The organism is Roseobacter phycocola, assembly GCF_042055075.2.
GTDB lineage: Bacteria > Pseudomonadota > Alphaproteobacteria > Rhodobacterales > Rhodobacteraceae > Roseobacter.
This window is the reverse complement of the sequence record NZ_CP194010.1, coordinates 1,084,948-1,102,872: the sequence shown is the minus strand read 5'-3', so window position 1 is coordinate 1,102,872 and position 17,925 is coordinate 1,084,948. Positions and strand designations below refer to the sequence as shown.

The following is a 17,925-nucleotide window of genomic DNA, read 5'->3' as shown; positions in this document are numbered from 1 at the left end:
GATTCACAGGAGTCCGCATCTGTGGCATAGTCTGCGCATGCCCGCAAAGAGGCAGTGACACAGGCAACGCGCAGATGAACAGGCAGAACCGCCCCGCATTCGGAACCTTTGTGTTCTTCACGCTGGCCCTCGGGCTTGCGACCTATTTCACCTTTGCTGCCGTGCAGGGTGACTTCGGGTTGTTCCGCCGGGCAGAGATCAATGCGGACGCACAGGTGCTGAGAACGCAGCTGGCTGATCTTGAAGCTGAAGTTTCCCGTATGGAAAATCTGACCCTGCGCCTGTCGGATGATTACCTCGATCTTGACCTGCTTGATGAACAGGCGCGGCGTGTTCTGGGCCGTATCCGCGCGGACGAAATCGTCATCAGATAACGCCTTCTCCGGTGATTTCCGGCCCGTTCTGACGCCGCGTCAGAATGACACTCGCAAATCCTCTCCGAATCCGATAATAGATAGTTTAACGCTAAACTATCTCTCCGGAAGCCCCGGAACAGAAGACGGAGGACCGCCATATGGCAACCCGCAAAGCGGCCAAGAAGCCCAATGTGTCAGCGGAAGAGCTGAAAGCCTACTACAAGGACATGCTGCTGATACGGCGGTTCGAGGAAAAAGCCGGCCAGCTTTACGGCATGGGTCTGATCGGCGGTTTCTGCCACCTCTATATCGGGCAGGAAGCCGTTGTTGTGGGTCTTGAGGCCGCAGCCGAGGAAGGCGACAAGCGCATTACCTCCTACCGCGATCACGGCCACATGCTGGCCTGCGGGATGGACCCCAACGGTGTGATGGCCGAGCTGACGGGCCGCGAGGGTGGGTATTCCAAAGGTAAAGGTGGCTCCATGCACATGTTCTCGAAAGAGAAGCATTTCTACGGCGGCCACGGCATCGTCGCAGCACAGGTACCGCTTGGCGCGGGTCTGGCCTTTGCCGACAAATACCAGGAAAACGGTCGCGTCACCTTTACCTATTTCGGGGACGGTGCCGCCAACCAGGGCCAGGTCTACGAGGCCTTCAACATGGCCGCTCTGTGGAAACTGCCCTGTGTCTTCGTGATTGAAAATAACCAGTATGCCATGGGCACGTCCCAGCAGCGCTCGACTTCTTCTGCGGAAATCTACGAGCGCGGGAAGTCGTTTGGCATTCCGGGCGAGGCCGTCGATGGCATGGATGTCCTGGCCGTCAAAGCCGCCGGCGAAAAGGCTGTCGCACACTGCCGCTCCGGTGAAGGCCCCTACATCCTGGAGATCAAAACATACCGCTACCGTGGTCACTCCATGTCCGACCCGGCCAAGTACCGGACCCGCGAGGAAGTGCAGAAAATGCGCGATGAACGCGATCCGATCGAAGCGGTGCGCTCGCTGCTGCTGACCGGCAAACACGCAACCGAGGACGATCTCAAAGCGATCGACAAAGAGATTAAGGCGGTCGTGAACGAAAGCGCCGAGTTCGCCAAAACCTCACCGGAGCCCGCGCTCGAAGAGCTCTGGACCGATATCTACGCCACAGAAGTACCGCAGGAGGCCTGAACCATGGCAACAGAAATTCTTATGCCCGCGCTCAGCCCGACGATGGAAGAGGGCACGCTTGCCAAATGGCTTGTCAAGGAAGGCGATACCGTCTCTTCCGGTGACATCATGGCCGAGATTGAAACAGACAAGGCCACGATGGAATTCGAGGCCGTCGACGAGGGCGTCATCGGCAAAATTCTCGTCGCCGAAGGCACTGAAGGCGTGAAGGTGAACACGGCCATCGCTGTTCTGCTCGAAGAAGGCGAGGACGCTTCCGCTGCGGACAGTGTTTCGGCACCGGCCCCGGAGGCAGCCCCCGCTGCCGACGCGGTCGCTGAGGCGTCCGCGCCAGTGGCCGCCGAGGCGACCGCCCCTGCCGCGCCCCGGACGGACACGACACCGGACTGGCCCGAAGGCACCACACTGAAACAGCAGACCGTGCGCGAAGCACTGCGTGACGGCATGTCCGAAGAAATGCGTCTGGATGACACTGTCTTCCTGATGGGGGAAGAAGTCGCCGAATATCAGGGCGCGTACAAAATCAGCCAGGGCATGCTGGACGAGTTCGGTGCAAAACGGGTGATCGACACGCCCATCACCGAACATGGTTTTGCCGGCATCGCCACAGGGGCAGCCTTTGGTGGCCTGCGCCCGATTGTCGAGTTCATGACCTTCAACTTCGCCATGCAGGCGATTGACCACATCATCAACTCGGCGGCCAAAACGCTTTATATGTCCGGCGGCCAGATGGGCGCACCCATGGTGTTCCGCGGACCGAACGGTGCTGCGGCCCGCGTTGGCGCTCAGCATAGCCAGGACTACGCCGCCTGGTACATGCAGATCCCCGGCCTGAAGGTCGTCATGCCCTACTCGGCATCCGACTACAAAGGCCTGATGAAAACCGCGATCCGCGACCCCAACCCGGTCATTTTCCTTGAAAACGAAATTCTCTATGGCCGCACCTTCGACGTGCCCGAGATCGACGACTACACGGTGCCCTTCGGCAAAGCGCGCATCTGGCGCGAGGGTTCTGACGTGACCATCGTCAGCTTCGGCATCGGCATGCAGTACGCGCTCGAAGCCGCGGACAAACTGGCAGAGGACGGCATTTCAGCCGAGGTCCTCGACCTGCGCACACTGCGCCCGATGGACACCGCCAGTATCCTGAAATCTGTCATGAAAACAAATCGTTGCGTCACAGTCGAGGAAGGCTGGCCGCAGGGTTCAGTTGGTAATTACATCAGCTCGGTGATCATGCAGGAAGCTTTCGACTATCTCGATGCGCCTGTGATCAACTGCACCGGCAAGGACGTGCCCATGCCCTATGCCGCCAACCTTGAAAAACATGCGCTGGTGACCACGGAAGAAGTCATCGCCGCTGTGAAACAAGTCACCTACAAATAAGGAGCGCGCATTATGCCTACCGAAATTCTCATGCCCGCCCTGAGCCCGACCATGGAAGAAGGCACGCTCGCCAAATGGCACGTCAAAGAGGGCGATACTGTCTCCTCCGGTGACATCATGGCCGAGATCGAAACCGACAAAGCCACGATGGAGTTCGAGGCCGTTGACGAAGGCACGATCGGTAAGATCCTGATTGCTGAAGGCACTGAAGGCGTGAAAGTGAACACCGCCATCGCGATCCTGCTGGAAGACGGTGAAAGCGCGGATGACATCAGTGCCACCGCTCCTGCTGCAGCCCCGGAAGCCGCACCAGCGGCTGACGCGGCCGCCGAGGCGGCTCCGGCAGTGAGCCCCGAGAAGGCCGCCCCTGCCCCGGCCGCAACGACGGGTGCAGACGGGTCACGTATCTTCGCATCCCCCCTGGCGCGCCGCATCGCCGCAGACAAGGGCGTCGATCTGGCGACGGTCAAGGGTTCCGGCCCGCACGGCCGCATCGTCAAGGCAGATGTCGAAGGTCTCAGCGCATCCACGGCACCGCAGCCCGCCGCGGCTCCGGCAGCCGCCTCTGCTGCCCCTGCAGCGGCTCCGGCGGCAGGTCCCGCCGCCGACGCAGTCATGGCAATGTATGACGGTCGCGAATACGAGGAAATCAGCCTCAACGGCATGCGCAAAACCATCGCCGCCCGCCTGACGGAAGCCAAACAGTCGATCCCGCATTTCTACCTGCGCCGGGACATCGAACTGGATGCGCTGCTGGCATTCCGCGGTCAGCTGAACAAACAGCTCGAAGCGCGTGGTGTAAAACTCTCGGTCAATGACTTCATCATCAAGGCCTGCGCACTGGCACTGCAGACCGTACCCGACGCCAACGCCGTCTGGGCCGGCGACCGGATGCTGAAACTCAGACCCTCTGACGTGGCTGTTGCCGTCGCGATTGAAGGCGGGCTTTTCACCCCGGTGCTCAAGGATGCGGAAATGAAATCCCTGTCCGCGCTGTCCGCAGAAATGAAGGACCTTGCAGGCCGGGCACGCGACCGCAAACTCGCGCCGCATGAATATCAGGGCGGCAGCTTTGCAATCTCAAACCTGGGCATGTTCGGCATCGACAACTTCGACGCGGTCATCAACCCACCGCACGGTGCGATACTTGCCGTGGGCGCCGGTGTGAAAAAACCGGTTGTGGGCAAAGACGGTGAACTCGCCGTGGCTACGGTTATGTCCGTCACTCTCTCCGTGGACCACCGCGTGATTGACGGCGCCCTGGGGGCACAGCTCCTCACCGCGATCAAGGACAACCTCGAAAATCCGATGACCATGCTCGCCTGACGCGCCATCGGGACCTGCACCACAGGTCAGAACACAAAAAACCCCGGAGACCGCATGGCCTCCGGGGTTTTCTTTTTCAGCGGCAGTGAAGGTCAGACAGCGTCCGGCCCCAGCATGTGGTTCATCGATACTGATGGCTGATCACAGCCCGCCTCGCCCACAATACGCGCCGGAATGCCTGCGACTGTCTTGCAAGGCGGCACTTCTTCCAGCACCACCGAACCTGCGGCAATGCGGCTGCAATTGCCCACCTTGATATTGCCCAGCACTTTCGCGCCGGCACCGATCAGAACACCGTCACCGATTTTAGGATGCCGGTCTTCTTCTTCCTTGCCTGTCCCGCCCAGCGTAACCGAATGCAGCATGGAGACATTGTCACCCACCACTGCCGTTTCGCCGATCACGATGGAATGGGCATGGTCGATCATGATGCCGCGCCCGATCCGCGCCGCCGGATGGATATCCACGCCGAAAATCTCCGAAACCCGCATCTGCACGAAATAGGCAAGATCACGTTTGCCCTGTTCCCACAGGTGATGGCCCACCCGGTACGCCTGCATCGCCTGATATCCTTTGAAATAAAGGATCGGCTGCAACAACCGGTGGCAGGCAGGATCACGTTCATAGATCGCCACAAGATCGGCACGCGCCGCCCGGACCAGTTCAGGGTCGGACGCATAGGCTTCCTCGACCATCTCGCGGACCACAACCATCGACATCTCATTGGATGCCAGTTTGGCGGCAATCCTGTAAGACAGCGCCTTCTCAATGCTTCTGTGATGCAGGATACAGGCGTGCAGGAAACCGCCCATCAGCGGCTCGTCCAGCGCAGCCTGACGCGCCTCGGCACAGATCTGATCCCATGCAGGGTCTACAGCAGCAATGTTTGTATTGAGTTCAGCCATGGCGAAGTTCCTTTCAGAGGAACATTTAACCCCTCGCCCCGGAAAATCCAAACGCAAAGCCGTGATGGATCCCATTCCGGGCCGGAATGCATGCCCGTAGGACCGCTCAGGACGGGCGGTTCCGGAACCGACGAATCCCGTCCAGTACAATCATCAGACATTCGCAGAACTCCGGATCCGTCAGGTCGCCGGGGTCGCGGGCGGGATGCAGCCTTGCCGCGCTGCCCAGCGCACCATTGCCCCATCGGGGATGTGCATACCCGAGTTTTTTGAAAAACACGTCGGCGTAGTGCGCCTGCGTCACCAGGCGACCGAGCAGGTCAGCCCGGTCATCCGGCGGCACCGCTCGCAAAACGCGCGCGGTGCTCACCAGATCGGAAAGAACGAATGCCCGCATTACGCCTGCACCTCCAGCGATGCAGACGGACCCGGTCCATATGCCGCTGATATCTGCGCAACTTCGACGGTATAGGTCCCCGCCACGTTGTCTTCATTCTGCTCGGCAAGGCTGTAGGTCCAGGCAGGCTGATCAACAGTCACTTCCCGGCGCAGTGCACCATCTTTCAGGACCCGGACAGCATAACTTTCGGTCTCTTCGGCCAGCGGGACCTCCGGAATGTCCCAGCTGTCTCCGTCCAGACGGGTCCGCCGGATCCATTCAAAGAATGCCGCACCACCTGCCTGATCCTGAACCGTCAGATGTACAGGAGAATAAGGCCGCAGGCCGTTGCCGTCGAAAGCAACGATATCCTCGACATAGGACGGATCATCCACCGGTCGCCTCGCTGCACCAATGCGATAGGTCTGCGACACGCGCCGAAGGTTACGGCTCAGATCAAGCTGGTTCGGTATGCCGTTCAACAGCACAAACCATGACTGTTCCGGCCAGACATCGGGCATCACGCCGTCGCTGCCGAGCTGCCCCCTCAGCCGCCGTGTCAGTTCCCATGTGCTCTGATCGACCAGACGCGCCTCAGCAAACTGGAAAATCTCCCAGTTGCCGGGCGTACCGTCGCCGATCGCGGCAAGGTTCGCCCCGCTCAGCAAAGCGTTTTCCTGAACAGAACTGAGCGCGCCGCTGGTCAGCCTGACACGCAGTGGTGACCCGTCGTCAAACCGCCCCGGCCGTGCCTTCTGCAATTGCGTTTCGGTCACCCCGATGACAGACCGGGCCGAGACGACATCCGTCAACCTGAAATCGCTGTCCCCTGGGGATCTGTAGACGGAAACCGTGCCGGGCCATGGCTGAGCTGTCACAGCAATATGCGGCGCATGCGGCACCTCATCGCCCGTCATCAATGGCAGGTCCAGAAAAAGCGGCAGGACGGGCACCGGTGGCACAAAGGAGCGCGGCCTTGCCACTTCGTCAGACAGTTCCGCCGGCTGGTAGACATCCGGCTCAATCCGGACCGCCTCGACAATCTGCAATGCGCCCTGCTCAACACGGTCGATGCGGTACAGCGCCTGGCTGTCACCCGGACTGCCACTCAGTGACACAACATCTCCCGCTCCCATACTCAGACAGGAAGGAGGCAACGCAAAGCGAACGGCCTCACGGGCAACCCGCGCTTCTGTCAGCCAGCGTTCCGCGGTCTGGCGGCCTTCTGTCCTTGTCAGTGCAATAGGTATTTCCGATGTGGAAACAGTATGCGCTTTCTCATCCTCAAGGACCGCCTCTTCAGACAGAACCTCGAACCCAGCGTCCGCCTGCACAAACCGCAGACGAACCCGTCCTGCCATCTCTGCTTCGGGCGAACGTGTCTGTTCGATTGCACCATCCAGTTCCGTGCTCAGCGCTACCTGCTCCCGGTCCAGTGTCAGTGGGTTCAGACCATTGCGCATACGGAACACAAGCTGCCCGTCTCGTTCCACCGCATCAAAAGCATAGCGCAGCATCAGTGGTTGCAGCGTCTTCCGGGCATCACCGACTTCGCTGACCATATACCCGCGCACAGTTCCGTAGAGGCCGCTGGTGTCAAAATTGACGAGCCCGGCGCGCGTGCACACCTCTTCAACGACAGAAGACAACGACCGTGCTGATGTCCGCCCGTTGACCCAGTGGCCGCGCGCGTAATTCGCCGCATCGCTCCATTGATCCGCGTTGTTTGGGAAATAAGGATAAGGTCTCGCATCCCATGCCCAGACGAACGCCCGGTCCATGTCCACCATGCTACCCGCATAAAGCGATGCATCGGGATTGTTTGCCGGATTGTCCCAATAGGACACCATCGCCCGCAGATACTGCATCTGCATCAGATCGTCCCGCGCTCCTGTCGAAAAATGCGGAATACTGCTTTCGGATGATTTGGGGTCCAGAAACTTGTTCGGCTGGTTCGTTCCCTTGTCGATGGAGGCGCAGCCGTATTCGGTAAACCAGAAAGGCTTCGAGCCGGGCACCCAGTCCGTGGGCGCAGCCGCCCGGACACCCCCAATGCGTTCATAATGCTCGTTGGACCACCAGTTGCGCAGGTCCTTGTAGCGGAAAACCCAGGGTTCGCTGTGCGCACCGTCTTCAATTGGTGAACGTATCTGTGCCGCACGGTCTTCATCCGAGGCGTAAAACCAGTCGTAGCCCTCGCCGCCCGCAATATTGCTGCGCAGATAGTCGAGGTCGTAAACTGACCCGGCACTGACATCGAGATGCGTGTCTCCGTCCCGCCAGTCTGACAACGGCATGTAGTTGTCGATCCCGATAAAATCGATCTCCGGGTCTGCCCAAAGCGGGTCAAGATGGAAATAGCGGTCATTGCTGCCATCCTGCGGCTGGTAGCCGAAATACTCAGACCAGTCAGATGCATAGCTGATTTTGGTGTCCGGCCCCACAATCGCGCGCACTTCGGCGGCGAGCTGGCGCAGGCGCTCTACTGCAACAAAAGTGTTGCCAGCGCCCCGGATCCACGTCAGGCCGCGCATTTCTGAACTGATACAAAAAGCCTCTACGCCGCCAGCGGCTTTGCAGAGCGCCGCGTAGTGCAGAACAAACCGCGACAACGTCCATTCATCCGGTCCGCTGTAAGAAACCGCGCCACCGGAAACAGAGAAATCTGACGCCGTGACGTTTCCGAAAAAAGCATCAACTTCTGTCTCTGCCGCGGCGGTGCCATCCGGCGAGCCATCCACCCCCGGCGCAACAGACAACGTTATCCGTCCGCGCCATGGCAGACGCGGCTGAAAGCCGTCCGGGTCATAGGGGTTCGGCAGTGTGTTACCCTCCAGCTGATCCATCAGGATAAACGGATAGAACATCACCTTTTTACCTGCCGCGTTCATGGCCTGAATGGCCTGGATCACCGACTGGTCCGCCGGTGTACCACCATAAACAGGCCGTCCGTTCTCATCCAGAACCATAGACTCCGCTGTGCCGCGGTTCAGACCCGCGACACGCCAGGGCATGTTCTCGCCGTCGTAGTCTTTTTTCTCAACCTTGGGCCTGACGGCACAACTGCCACAGCGCAGGTCATTTCCGAACCACGAAACGATCAGCGAGGCCGCCTGACAGTTCGGCAGCTCCTCTTCCAGCGCTTCCAGGGACACCCGGAAATCGGCCTTTTCGGTGGGGGTGTTCACGTTCGCGGTCCAGCGACTGCCCGGGCCGTCCGAGTAATAGACCGGCGTCGTTGCCAGAGCATACTCGCCGGTTCCAGGCATCAGCGCAACGGACCGGATGCCATACGTTGGCGCAAAAGCAGCATCGGCTTCGTTTATCTGTTCCGGGCGGGACACCTCGAAGGAAAACTGTGGCACACGGTTTCCGAAGGGTTCAAGACTGAGGTTTTCAAAGACGACGTAGGCGGTTCCGCGATAAGCGGGCACCATACCTGTGCCTTCGATGGCCTCCATCACCGGGTCAGGCAGCTGATCGCCGCTGCCTTTGTAGATGCGCAGGTTCAGATCGTCGGGCGCAATTTCCTCGCCATCTGCCCAGATCCTGCCAACCCGGGTTATTTCCCCCTCGCAGATCGCAACGGCCAGATTGACGGTATAGCTATAGCTTCGGGTCTGTGGCTGCCGGGGTGCACTGACACCTTTGCCGCCGCCGCCCGACACGCTGACGACCTCCGTGAAGTCAGAGGCCCAGATGACCTGCCCGCCAAGGCGCATGCGACCGTAGACCTGCGACAAAGGTTCACCTTCGCTGGCGCTGAAAAGACGGAACCGGTCAACACGCCCGGTCTCGATGGCATCCGATCCTTCTCCGATCAGTTTCTGGTCAATTACCTTGCCGAGCGTCGCGCCAACGGCACGACCGATAACGGCCGTGGAAATACCGGCAACCGTGCCACCCAGTGATGCGCCGAGCGCTGAACCGGCAGCAGAAAGAACAATCGTCGCCATCAGCTGGCCTCCTGTGGAAATGCGAAACGTGCCACGACGCGCCGGCGCCAGGGCCGGCTCAGCGGACTTTCGATGACGCCATATCGCGAGTATGCGTGTACGAAACTGGCATCTGCCCCGACGCGCCCGACGATGCCGAGATGTTTTGCCACTGCGCCCGCGCGCATGCGGAACAACAGCACATCGCCTGGTGCTTCATCGTTCAGCTCTTTCGGGCTCAGATGGCGCAGCGCGGCGGCCCAGAGCTGCTCATCCTGCCGGACTTCGGACCAGTCCAGCGAATAGGCAGGCACCCTTTCCGGCTCATCGCCATAACAGGCCCGCCAGACGCCTCTCAGCAGACCCAGACAGTCCGTCCCGGCTCCCCTGACCGAAGACTGATGGACATACGGTGTTCCGATCCAGGCACGCGCCTCAGACAGAACAAGCTCGGCGCGGTCCGTCATCTCAGGCTCCCCCCGGTATTCGCTCCGGTGGATTTCGGAACGGCAAGCATCCAGTCTTCCCCGGGCACATCCGGAAAACCCTGAAAATTCATCAGGTTCAGAAACTTTGCCCGACAGGTTTCGCTGCGCTTGTCGCAGCCTGCCACCAGCCTGACCAACGTGCCCGGGCTCACCGTGGCCCGCAAAGGCTCCCAAAGCTCAATTGTCCTTGTTGTTCCTTCGGTACGGTCCTGTTTGACAATACCTTTCAGCCCGCCAGCCGGTCCGTCCAGCACTTCAAGACGTCCACGAGCGAACCAGCCCTCTGCAAACGCATCTACGTTCTCCCACCGGAAAAGCCGCGCATTGCTTACGTCTTCCACCGGGATTTCCAGCGAGAAACCGGGCGTTGTCAGATCAAAACCACAGACGCTGTCGCCCAGAACTGCCGTGCAGGGCTTCTGATACACCCGACCCAGGGGCCGGTTCAGCGTTTCTGTCAATCCGCGCAGTTCCGCCTGAAAACCACCATCAGCGCGGCGGAATTCTCCGATGGATCCGCGAAACTGCATCCAGCGCTGCGAGACGTCCTGCCAGTTGACCAGCCATGCCTCGACCGTCGCATCATCAAACCGGCCCTGCTCGATGTCGTCCTCGCGGATCGACAGATCACTCAGCGCGCCGAGTGCTTCCGTGTTGTCCACTGACAGACCAGTGGACTGGGCCAGTGTCATAGCACTCATGCCTGTGTCCGCGCGGAACGTGATCCCGTCAAAGGAAAGTTCCCGGTCATGATCCGTAAAGCCCAGAACAACGCCATCTTTTCGCGTGATGGCCCAGGCGTGGGCGATCGTCGTCAATCCGCTCTCAAGGTGGGCCTTAAGCCCTGCGTTCATGCCACTCATCAGATCCGTACCTCGACAATCGGCACGTTCGGGACTTCGCCGGCCTGAAAGCTCGCGACACTGGTCAGAATGCTGTCCGTGTCAAACCGCACCGGCACATCGAACTCGAAACCAGCGGTGACCGTTGCACCGGATGCCGGCGCAGCGACAAAGGTGATCACACCGGACGTGGTATCAACCGTGTACTCTGACCCTTCCGCCAACTCTGTACCGTCAACCGCAACACGCACTGTCCCGGCGACCGGTTTGGTGATCGGCCGCACGTAACTGTGCGCCCCGGACTGATACGTTTTCGTAAGTGAAAACGCCGTGACCGCACCATCTCCGGTTCCGATTTGCTGGTCCGCGGCTGTGATGTCTTCCGAAGGTTTGCGGGACCGGTAATCGGACCAGTCTTTCCACCGGAACGCGTAAAGTTGCCCGAAGCGTGCCTCGAAAAACGCGATCATCGTCTCAACATCATCAAGCGAACGCATCCCGACGCCAGCGTCATAGCGCCTGCGGGAATGGGCCCAGGGCGCATTGCGCTCTTCAAATCCGTTGCTGATCGTCACCACATCGGTACGGCGTTCCGGACCACCTACCGAGCCAAAGCTCAGGGTGACCGGAAATCTGACTTCGTGAAACTGCATGGGTCTGCTCCCCTGACTGAATTAACGGTTACGCTGCCCACGGCTGAGCGCACGCGTCATCTGCGCCGCGATCTGCCCCTGGCTGCGCTGAAACCCCTGAACGTCCGGGGTCGAAATGTTCATGACGATTGTGTTGCCCGCACCACCGGCGCCACGCACCCCAAGCTTGCCATCAGGACCGCGCGCAAGCGGCATGATCGCTTCGGGACCAGCCTCGCCCATGATCCCCATGCCACCACGCATACCGAAGGGAGTGGCACCGCTGACGATACCGCCCGTGGCAAAGGGCATGACACGGCCCTGACTGAACGGCGCGCCATCTGCGAAGGGCAGAATGTTGTCCACCAGTCCGGACACGCCCGTTGCGAGGATACCCCCCAACTGGTTGGTGACCGGCTTGATGGCCGCGTTGTATGTCGCGTTGATCATGCTGTTGGCCACTGTGTTCAGCGCCTCCGACAGGCTGATACCGTCAAATATCAGGCCATCAAATGCACTCTTGAGGCCCCGGCTCAGGCTGCGCTCCAGAATGGCGACATCCCGTCCGGTGGCCTGCAGTGAAGCTTTCATGCGCTGCAGTTCAGCGTCAAAACCGGTGACCAGCGTGCTGGTCTGCCCCAGCGTTTCGTTCAGACCATCGGCCCGTGCCTCAAGGTCCTCAAAGCCGCGTTCATCCGTCATCTGTTCCGTCCTTTTTCTCTTCGTCCGGCCAGGCATCCATCAGCGCCTGCAGACCACTGCTCAGAAGCGGACCGGAGGTCCCGGGCTCGCCCAGCATCAGACGCAGCTCGGCCGGTGTCAGCTTCCAGAACTCGTCAGGCTTCAGCCCGAGGCCCCTGACACCCGCACGCAGCAGCGCCGGCCAGTCCAGGCTCTCGCTCATGCGTCCGGCACCACAAACGCGCGCGCCAGAAGCTCCGCCGCAGCGCGTGCCGCAGCCATTGGCCCGCCACCGATGTCGGCATGCAGCAGGTCCTCAGCCGTCACACCGCATTGGCCGCCCTCAAGCCCGGCACCCAGCAGATCCAGCACGTCGCGGCTGGAAAAACTGTTGCTCTCGAACCGCTGTACGAGCTCCAGCAGTGACCCCGCGCCGAGACTGTCTTCAAGTCCAGCAAGCGCGCCCAGCGTCAGGCGCATCACATGGGTCTCATCGTTGATGACCAGGGCCACATCGCCCCTCCAGGGATTTGCCATGGTCAGATCGCAGTGAATGTCAGGCTGCCGGCACTGGCCAGCGACAACTCATAGGTCGCTTCACCATTGTGACTGCCGCCGTATTCGATCGATGTCACCTGGAACGGCCCTTCGACAATACCAAAATCCGGGATCACAACCTGGAATGCCGGTGCTTCGCCGTCAAAGAACAGCTGACGCGCCCGCTCGTCCGTATCCGCATCGCGGAACACGCCGGATCCGCTGATGGACACAGACCGCACACCTGCGCCGGAGAGCAGCTCACGCCAGCCTCCCTGGCTTTCAAGGCTGGTCACGTCGATTGTTTCGGCATTGAAGCTCACGCGCGTGGCGCGCAGCCCGGCCAGCGTTGAAAACTGGCCTGTGTTGTCCATATCGACCTTGATCAGCAGGTCTTTACCGTTCTGAGCACCCATGGGTTCTCTCCTCGTGCATTGTGTTGGTGGCGTTATTCATCTGAGACGCGGGCGCGGAACCGCATCAGGATCTCGCGCCCGGCGTTGTCATCAATCTTGCGTGCCTGGGCGCGGTCAAAGCGCATGAAAACAAGGTGCCCGCGGGTCAGGGAAAGGTCTGCATCATGCAGCACGTCCGAAACGGCGGCGGCGACCGCCTTGGCACCTGCAAAGCCAGGCTGGGTTGTAAAGATCGAAATCTCAATCGTGTGCAGCGCGCCGGCGCCGGTCTGATCCGAGGCATCCAGCGCGCGCTCGCGGCCCAGCCCGACCCAGGTTTCCGGCACCGTTCCTGTCGGAACCGCGTCATAAATGTCCGACCCGACCAGCGCTGCCAGCGCGGCGTCGGTCGAGAGCGCCTCATAGATGGCGGCCTGCAGCGCGCCTGACATGGCATAACTCATACCGCCGTCTCCTCTGTGGCAAAGCAGGTGATGTATCGGCCATCAGAATCTTCTTCTGCCACCGCCTGTATGACGAACACCCGCTGGCCCTCGCGAAACCGTTGTTCCGGGCGCGGCCTGTCGGGTGCACCAAATGGCGCTCCGCGGACAATGATCCGGTAACTCATGGCCGAAATAGGCGCGCCAGACTGCGCGGTTTCCCGACCAGTGCGTGCGGTGATCTGTGCCCAGAGCGTGCCAAGCACCTGCCACTGAGTCACAAAACCACCTGCACCATCAGGAACACGCTGCGGCTCTTCGAGCTCGAGGCGGCGGTTGAGCCGCGGGGACTTCACCGCAGACCTCCGGTGCCGATCCGCATGATGCGGTAGCGCTCAATAAGGCTGGTCACGCCGAACGGCATGCAACCATCGCTCAGCGAGGTCTCGTTGCGATACTCATAGTAGTGTGCCGCAAGCAGCATCACCGCCTGGCGCAGGTCCGGGGGGACATCGTCCCAGGCAGGTCCATAACCGGCATCAAACCGTATCACCACGGAACCACTGGTCGGAATGACCGGCAGACTGGCACCGGTGGAGCGCAGACGCGGTCGCTGGCTGTCTTTTTCCAGCCAGTAGGTTTCCGGCCCGGCAAGTGTCTCACTGCCGTCCCGCGCCACAACAGTGACACTGTTAATGGTGCTCACAGGCGCCATCGGCAGCCCCTGCGCGGACAGATCCCGCCAGAAGGACAGCGTCCAGCCAAAGCTGCGCGTGATCAGGACTTTTCCGGTCCGGGCTTCCACTGCGCCGATGGCCGCGCGCAGAAAGCCTGTCAGCACCTCATCCTGGGACGTTTCCTGACCGAAGCCAGTACCAAGACGCAGATGCGCCCTGAAATCCTCGACCGGCAGTGCGCTGTCGGGCACCGTCGTTTCTTCGATCAACATCATCGAAATTCTCCAGTTCTCCTGCTCCCCGGTCGTGGAAACCGGATGCGCGCCTGTCCGTGTTGCTCGGTCGGAGGGGAGCAGCTAGACAACACGGAACCTGCCGGAGCGCACCCGGCCCGGTGACACGGCCAGAGCCGCCTCACCGGTATCGTCACTTCACAGTTCAGGAGGTGGCGAATTTCAGCAGCTTGATCGCTGCAAAGTCGCTTACATCACCGCCAACGCGCTTGGTCGCGTAGAACAGGACGTTGGGTTTGGCGCTGAAGGGATCACGCAGAACACGCAGGTCAGGACGCTCGGCAATCGTGTAACCCGCATCAAAGTCACCAAAGGCAATCGCATCAGCACCCGCAGTGGCGTCCGGCATGTCTTCGGCAATCAGAACAGGATAGCCCATCAGACGCGCGGGCTCACCTGCAGACAGGCCATCAGACCAGAGGAAGCGGCCATCGTTGTCCTTGAGCTTGCGGATCAGACCCGCGGTTTTGGAGTTCATGACAAATGTCGCGTTGGCGCGGTACTGCGCCCCGAGAGCGTAAACGAGGTCAACGACAGCATCTGCTGTCACGTCGCCGTCAAGACCCGTCGGCACATACCCAAGGTTGCCCCAGGTCCAGACATCATTGTCGACATTCGTGTGGTTCAGGAAACCACGCGGCTTGTCGACGCCGTCACCGTTCACAAAGGCCGCCGCTTCTGCACGGGCGAAACGGTCCGCGATACGCTCGGCCAGCCAGCCTTCAATGTCAAAGGCACTGTCGTCGAGCAGACGCTGCGATGTTTTGGGCAGTGCGCTCAGCTCATGCAGCGGGATCACGATGCGGTCGATCTGCGGCGTACCTGTTTCAGTGGTATCCGCAGTCTCCGAGGCCCAGCCAGCGCCCAGATCCGTGTGGTCAACAAGAACGTCGTAGGACGTCGCCTCGACATTCACGACAGACGCCACCGAGCGGATTGAAGACGTTGCACGCAGCACCGAATTCACCGTGTCTGATGTCTGCGGATCAACCAGGTAACCGCCATCCGCATTCAGCGCTGTAGACATGGATTTCACGTCCATCTCAAGGCCGCGCAGACCATCATCGTCGCCCGAACGCAGATAATCATTGAACGCTTTCTGATGCGGTGCGCCGGCATCAACAGCGCCTCCGAGAGGTGTGCGTTGGGGGATGTTCGATTTACGGTCCAGCATGGTCAGTCGCTCTTCTGTTTGTTGCATTTTCATGTCAATTTCGTTCTGGAAGTTCTTGAAATCAGTGACAAAGCCGGTCACGGCCTGTCTGACGTCCTCGGCAGGAGACAAACCCGTCCCGCCTGCCGCCTTTGCTTCGGTCTTGCTCATTCGCAGTTTCCTCAATGTGATGGTTGCAGCCGCAGACGCTGCGGCCGGTACAACAGGTGCGCGTCAGCGGCGCGCCAGATCAGCGCGCGCACCTTCAAAGGCGGCGGCCATGTCGCGCAGGGTGTCTTCCAGACCGGTCTCATCCGATTTGGCGGCAACCCGCGCACTGGGCAGCATCGGAAAGGTCACCAGCGACACTTCCCAGAGCTCCAGTTCCGTCAGAAGGCGCTGGCCTTCCGTATTCTTTGTGGCTTTGCGTGTGCGGTAGCCGATGGACAGCCCGTCAATGGCACCGGCAGCAATCAGCGCTGCGGCCTCACGGCCCTTCTCGACGCTGTCGAGCAGGCGTCCTTTGACCCACAGGCCCCGCGCATCCTCGCGGACTTCGTCCCAGATGCCGATGGGCTGAGCCGGGTCATGCTGCCACAGCATTTTGACCGTGCCGCCCCGCGCCTCCAGAGCCTCAAGCGATGCCTTATAGGCGCCTGGTGCCACGACATCGTTGCCCTGATCCACGGCGCCGAACAGGCTGGCGTATCCACTGATGATACGTCCGTCTTTGATATCAACAGCGTCGCCAAAACGGGCAAACTTGTGCTCAAGCCCGGTATCATACTCCATGGCGTTTCTCCTTGAATAATTGATGTGACCGGTCAGCTGACCGGCTCAGGGTGCTGCGGCCAGCAAGGATTGCAGACCCTGACCGAGGATCATCGCAACGATCCCGTAAACCGTTAGCCACAAACGTTTTTCCAGCCGCTCCATCATCTCCTCGATCCGCTCCAGGCGGCGGGTCAGATTGGCGTGCTGTATCTCCGCAATGCGCTCATGCGCCTGCAGCCTCAGTCCCGGCGCGCACTCGAATTTGTCCATGACGGGTCACTCCCCGGCCTCTGCCGCAGGCAGCCCCAGCAGGGCGCGCTTTTCGGCCTGAGTGAGGAAATCCGCCCCCGCCACGCGGTTCCACTGAGCGTCCCGCTCAGCCGCCAGGGCCGGGACCTGATCAAGGTCCGGTTTCAGCGTCAGCGCCTCTCCGGTGTACCCCGCGATCCAGTGCGCCAGCGCAGCCGTGACCCGTGTCGCAAGCGGCAGAACGGTCAGGCGGTAAAACGCACGGTGCGCTTCCTGATAGTTCGAATAGGTCGCGTCGCCCTGGATACCCAGCAGCATCGGCGGCACGCCAAAGGCCAGGGCGATCTCGCGCGCGGCGGCTTCCTTGGTTTTCTGGAATTCCATATCAGACGGCGAAAAGCCCATCGGCTTCCAGTCCAGGCCACCTTCCAGCAACATGGGCCGGCCTGCATTCCGTGCCCCCTGGTGGTGGCTTTCCATTTCGGCCACAAGACGCTCGTACTGATCGTTCGCCATCGTGCCCTGACCTTCGGCGCCGCGGTACACAATCGCACCCGAGGGGCGCGCCGCATTGTCGAGCAGCGCCTTGGACCAGCGGCTTGCAGAATTATGCACGTCCACCGCCATCGCCGCCGCCTGCATCGGGCTGAACCCGTAGTGGTCGTCCTGCGGGTGGAAGCTGCGGATGTGGCAAACCGGCTGAACGGCGCCGGAGGCATCAAACCGGTGTTTGCGCCCGCCCACGGCGTATTCATAGGCAACCGGCCAGCCATCGGCGCCGGGCACCACGCTCATCCGGTCAGACCGCAGCACATGCAGTTCAACCGGCGGGCCGGCCTCGCCTGCCACGGCTTCGACGTAACCATTCCCGGTCAGCAGCAGTTGCGCATAGAGCGCTTCCAGCAGTTCCGCACGGCCCTGCATCGGGTTCGGCCGCGAAACAAGCGTCATCAGCGGGTGCGTTTCATAACGCTGCTCACTGTCCTGCAGGACCAGCGGCAGCGCTGCCGCAGCCTCGGCAATCAGTTTGACAGAACGGAAACCAACCGGGTTTCCGGAAAATCCCGTGCGGGTCAGCGATACGGCGTCCCGCGGGCTCCAGGCGACGCGGCCGGACGACTGCCAGGCAACGACAGGACCTGTCGCACTCGCCTTCTGTTCCGGTACGTTCACCGGCGCAGTCTTTTTCAGAAAGTCAAAAACCATAAGTCGCTCCTCAGGATTGGTCGCAGCGCGGGCTCAGACACCGCGCGTCACGGCAGCCGGCACCGGGCTCGCCAGACCGTTGCTGCAGTGTTCATCAAA

21 protein-coding genes are annotated in these 17,925 nt (G+C 60.9%); 4 read left to right on the top strand and 17 right to left on the bottom strand.

The window, feature by feature from the left end:
* The first annotated feature begins 74 nt into the window (after window positions 1-74).
* The 4 genes from AB4K19_RS05380 (at window position 75) to AB4K19_RS05365 (ending at window position 4,237) form a co-directional block, all read left to right on the top strand.
* Entirely contained in the window at window positions 75-374 is a 300-nt protein-coding gene (locus AB4K19_RS05380; protein ID WP_375227430.1) for an FtsB family cell division protein, read from the top strand.
* 140 nt (window positions 375-514) lie between these two features.
* A complete protein-coding gene (pdhA, locus tag AB4K19_RS05375) occupies window positions 515-1,525 on the top strand; it encodes a pyruvate dehydrogenase (acetyl-transferring) E1 component subunit alpha (protein WP_375227429.1) in 1,011 nt (336 codons plus the stop codon).
* Window positions 1,526-1,528: 3 nt separating this feature from the next.
* A complete protein-coding gene (locus AB4K19_RS05370; RefSeq protein WP_375227428.1) occupies window positions 1,529-2,911 on the top strand; it encodes a pyruvate dehydrogenase complex E1 component subunit beta in 1,383 nt (460 codons plus the stop codon).
* 12 nt (window positions 2,912-2,923) lie between these two features.
* Entirely contained in the window at window positions 2,924-4,237 is a 1,314-nt protein-coding gene (locus AB4K19_RS05365; protein WP_436399284.1) for a pyruvate dehydrogenase complex dihydrolipoamide acetyltransferase, read from the top strand.
* Window positions 4,238-4,329: 92 nt separating this feature from the next.
* On the opposite strand, the gene cysE is transcribed toward AB4K19_RS05365, so the two are convergent.
* The 17 genes from cysE to AB4K19_RS05280 all read right to left on the bottom strand — a co-directional run bounded on the left by cysE (window position 4,330) and on the right by AB4K19_RS05280 (window position 17,826).
* Entirely contained in the window at window positions 4,330-5,142 is an 813-nt protein-coding gene (gene cysE, locus AB4K19_RS05360) for a serine O-acetyltransferase (RefSeq protein ID WP_375227427.1), read from the bottom strand.
* 106 nt (window positions 5,143-5,248) lie between these two features.
* Window positions 5,249-5,539 (bottom strand): DUF7742 family protein, encoded by a 291-nt coding sequence (locus tag AB4K19_RS05355; protein ID WP_375227426.1) that lies wholly within the window; start codon window positions 5,537-5,539, stop codon window positions 5,249-5,251.
* Window positions 5,539-9,477 carry a baseplate multidomain protein megatron gene (locus tag AB4K19_RS05350; protein WP_436399283.1) on the bottom strand — a complete coding sequence of 1,313 codons (3,939 nt, stop codon included), beginning with the start codon at window positions 9,475-9,477 and terminating at the stop codon, window positions 5,539-5,541. The genes AB4K19_RS05355 and AB4K19_RS05350 overlap by 1 nt, the downstream gene beginning before the upstream one ends.
* On the bottom strand, window positions 9,477-9,923 hold the full coding sequence (locus AB4K19_RS05345; protein ID WP_375227425.1) for a peptidase: 447 nt from the start codon (window positions 9,921-9,923) through the stop codon (window positions 9,477-9,479). The genes AB4K19_RS05350 and AB4K19_RS05345 overlap by 1 nt, the downstream gene beginning before the upstream one ends.
* The gene (locus tag AB4K19_RS05340; RefSeq protein WP_436399282.1) at window positions 9,920-10,807 is read right to left on the bottom strand and encodes a DUF2163 domain-containing protein; all 888 of its coding nucleotides are present in this window, start codon (window positions 10,805-10,807) and stop codon (window positions 9,920-9,922) included. The genes AB4K19_RS05345 and AB4K19_RS05340 overlap by 4 nt, the downstream gene beginning before the upstream one ends.
* On the bottom strand, window positions 10,807-11,439 hold the full coding sequence (locus AB4K19_RS05335; protein ID WP_375227424.1) for a phage distal tail protein, Rcc01695 family: 633 nt from the start codon (window positions 11,437-11,439) through the stop codon (window positions 10,807-10,809). The genes AB4K19_RS05340 and AB4K19_RS05335 overlap by 1 nt, the downstream gene beginning before the upstream one ends.
* 21 nt (window positions 11,440-11,460) lie before the next feature.
* The gene (locus tag AB4K19_RS05330; protein ID WP_375227423.1) at window positions 11,461-12,120 is read right to left on the bottom strand and encodes a phage tail tape measure protein; all 660 of its coding nucleotides are present in this window, start codon (window positions 12,118-12,120) and stop codon (window positions 11,461-11,463) included.
* Window positions 12,110-12,322 carry a rcc01693 family protein gene (locus AB4K19_RS05325; RefSeq protein ID WP_375227422.1) on the bottom strand — a complete coding sequence of 71 codons (213 nt, stop codon included), beginning with the start codon at window positions 12,320-12,322 and terminating at the stop codon, window positions 12,110-12,112. The genes AB4K19_RS05330 and AB4K19_RS05325 overlap by 11 nt, the downstream gene beginning before the upstream one ends.
* Window positions 12,319-12,636 carry a gene transfer agent family protein gene (locus AB4K19_RS05320; protein WP_375227421.1) on the bottom strand — a complete coding sequence of 106 codons (318 nt, stop codon included), beginning with the start codon at window positions 12,634-12,636 and terminating at the stop codon, window positions 12,319-12,321. Before AB4K19_RS05320 ends, AB4K19_RS05325 begins: the two co-directional genes overlap by 4 nt.
* Window positions 12,637-12,638: 2 nt before the next feature.
* A complete protein-coding gene (locus tag AB4K19_RS05315) occupies window positions 12,639-13,052 on the bottom strand; it encodes a phage major tail protein, TP901-1 family (RefSeq protein ID WP_375227420.1) in 414 nt (137 codons plus the stop codon).
* A 32-nt stretch (window positions 13,053-13,084) separates the two neighbouring features.
* A complete protein-coding gene (locus AB4K19_RS05310; protein ID WP_375227419.1) occupies window positions 13,085-13,495 on the bottom strand; it encodes a DUF3168 domain-containing protein in 411 nt (136 codons plus the stop codon).
* Window positions 13,492-13,830, bottom strand: coding sequence for a head-tail adaptor protein (locus AB4K19_RS05305; RefSeq protein WP_375227418.1), 339 nt, complete (start codon window positions 13,828-13,830; stop codon window positions 13,492-13,494). Before AB4K19_RS05305 ends, AB4K19_RS05310 begins: the two co-directional genes overlap by 4 nt.
* Window positions 13,827-14,426 (bottom strand): head-tail connector protein, encoded by a 600-nt coding sequence (locus AB4K19_RS05300; RefSeq protein WP_375227417.1) that lies wholly within the window; start codon window positions 14,424-14,426, stop codon window positions 13,827-13,829. Before AB4K19_RS05300 ends, AB4K19_RS05305 begins: the two co-directional genes overlap by 4 nt.
* A 163-nt stretch (window positions 14,427-14,589) precedes the next feature.
* Window positions 14,590-15,768: a phage major capsid protein gene (locus AB4K19_RS05295; protein WP_375227416.1), complete on the bottom strand. Its 1,179-nt coding sequence runs from the start codon at window positions 15,766-15,768 to the stop codon at window positions 14,590-14,592.
* 63 nt (window positions 15,769-15,831) lie between these two features.
* Window positions 15,832-16,389 (bottom strand): HK97 family phage prohead protease, encoded by a 558-nt coding sequence (locus AB4K19_RS05290; protein ID WP_375227415.1) that lies wholly within the window; start codon window positions 16,387-16,389, stop codon window positions 15,832-15,834.
* Window positions 16,390-16,434: 45 nt separating this feature from the next.
* Window positions 16,435-16,641: a GTA head formation protein, RCAP_rcc01685 family gene (locus AB4K19_RS05285; protein WP_375227414.1), complete on the bottom strand. Its 207-nt coding sequence runs from the start codon at window positions 16,639-16,641 to the stop codon at window positions 16,435-16,437.
* A 6-nt stretch (window positions 16,642-16,647) separates the two neighbouring features.
* A complete protein-coding gene (locus AB4K19_RS05280; protein WP_375227413.1) occupies window positions 16,648-17,826 on the bottom strand; it encodes a phage portal protein in 1,179 nt (392 codons plus the stop codon).
* Window positions 17,827-17,925 lie beyond the last annotated feature (99 nt).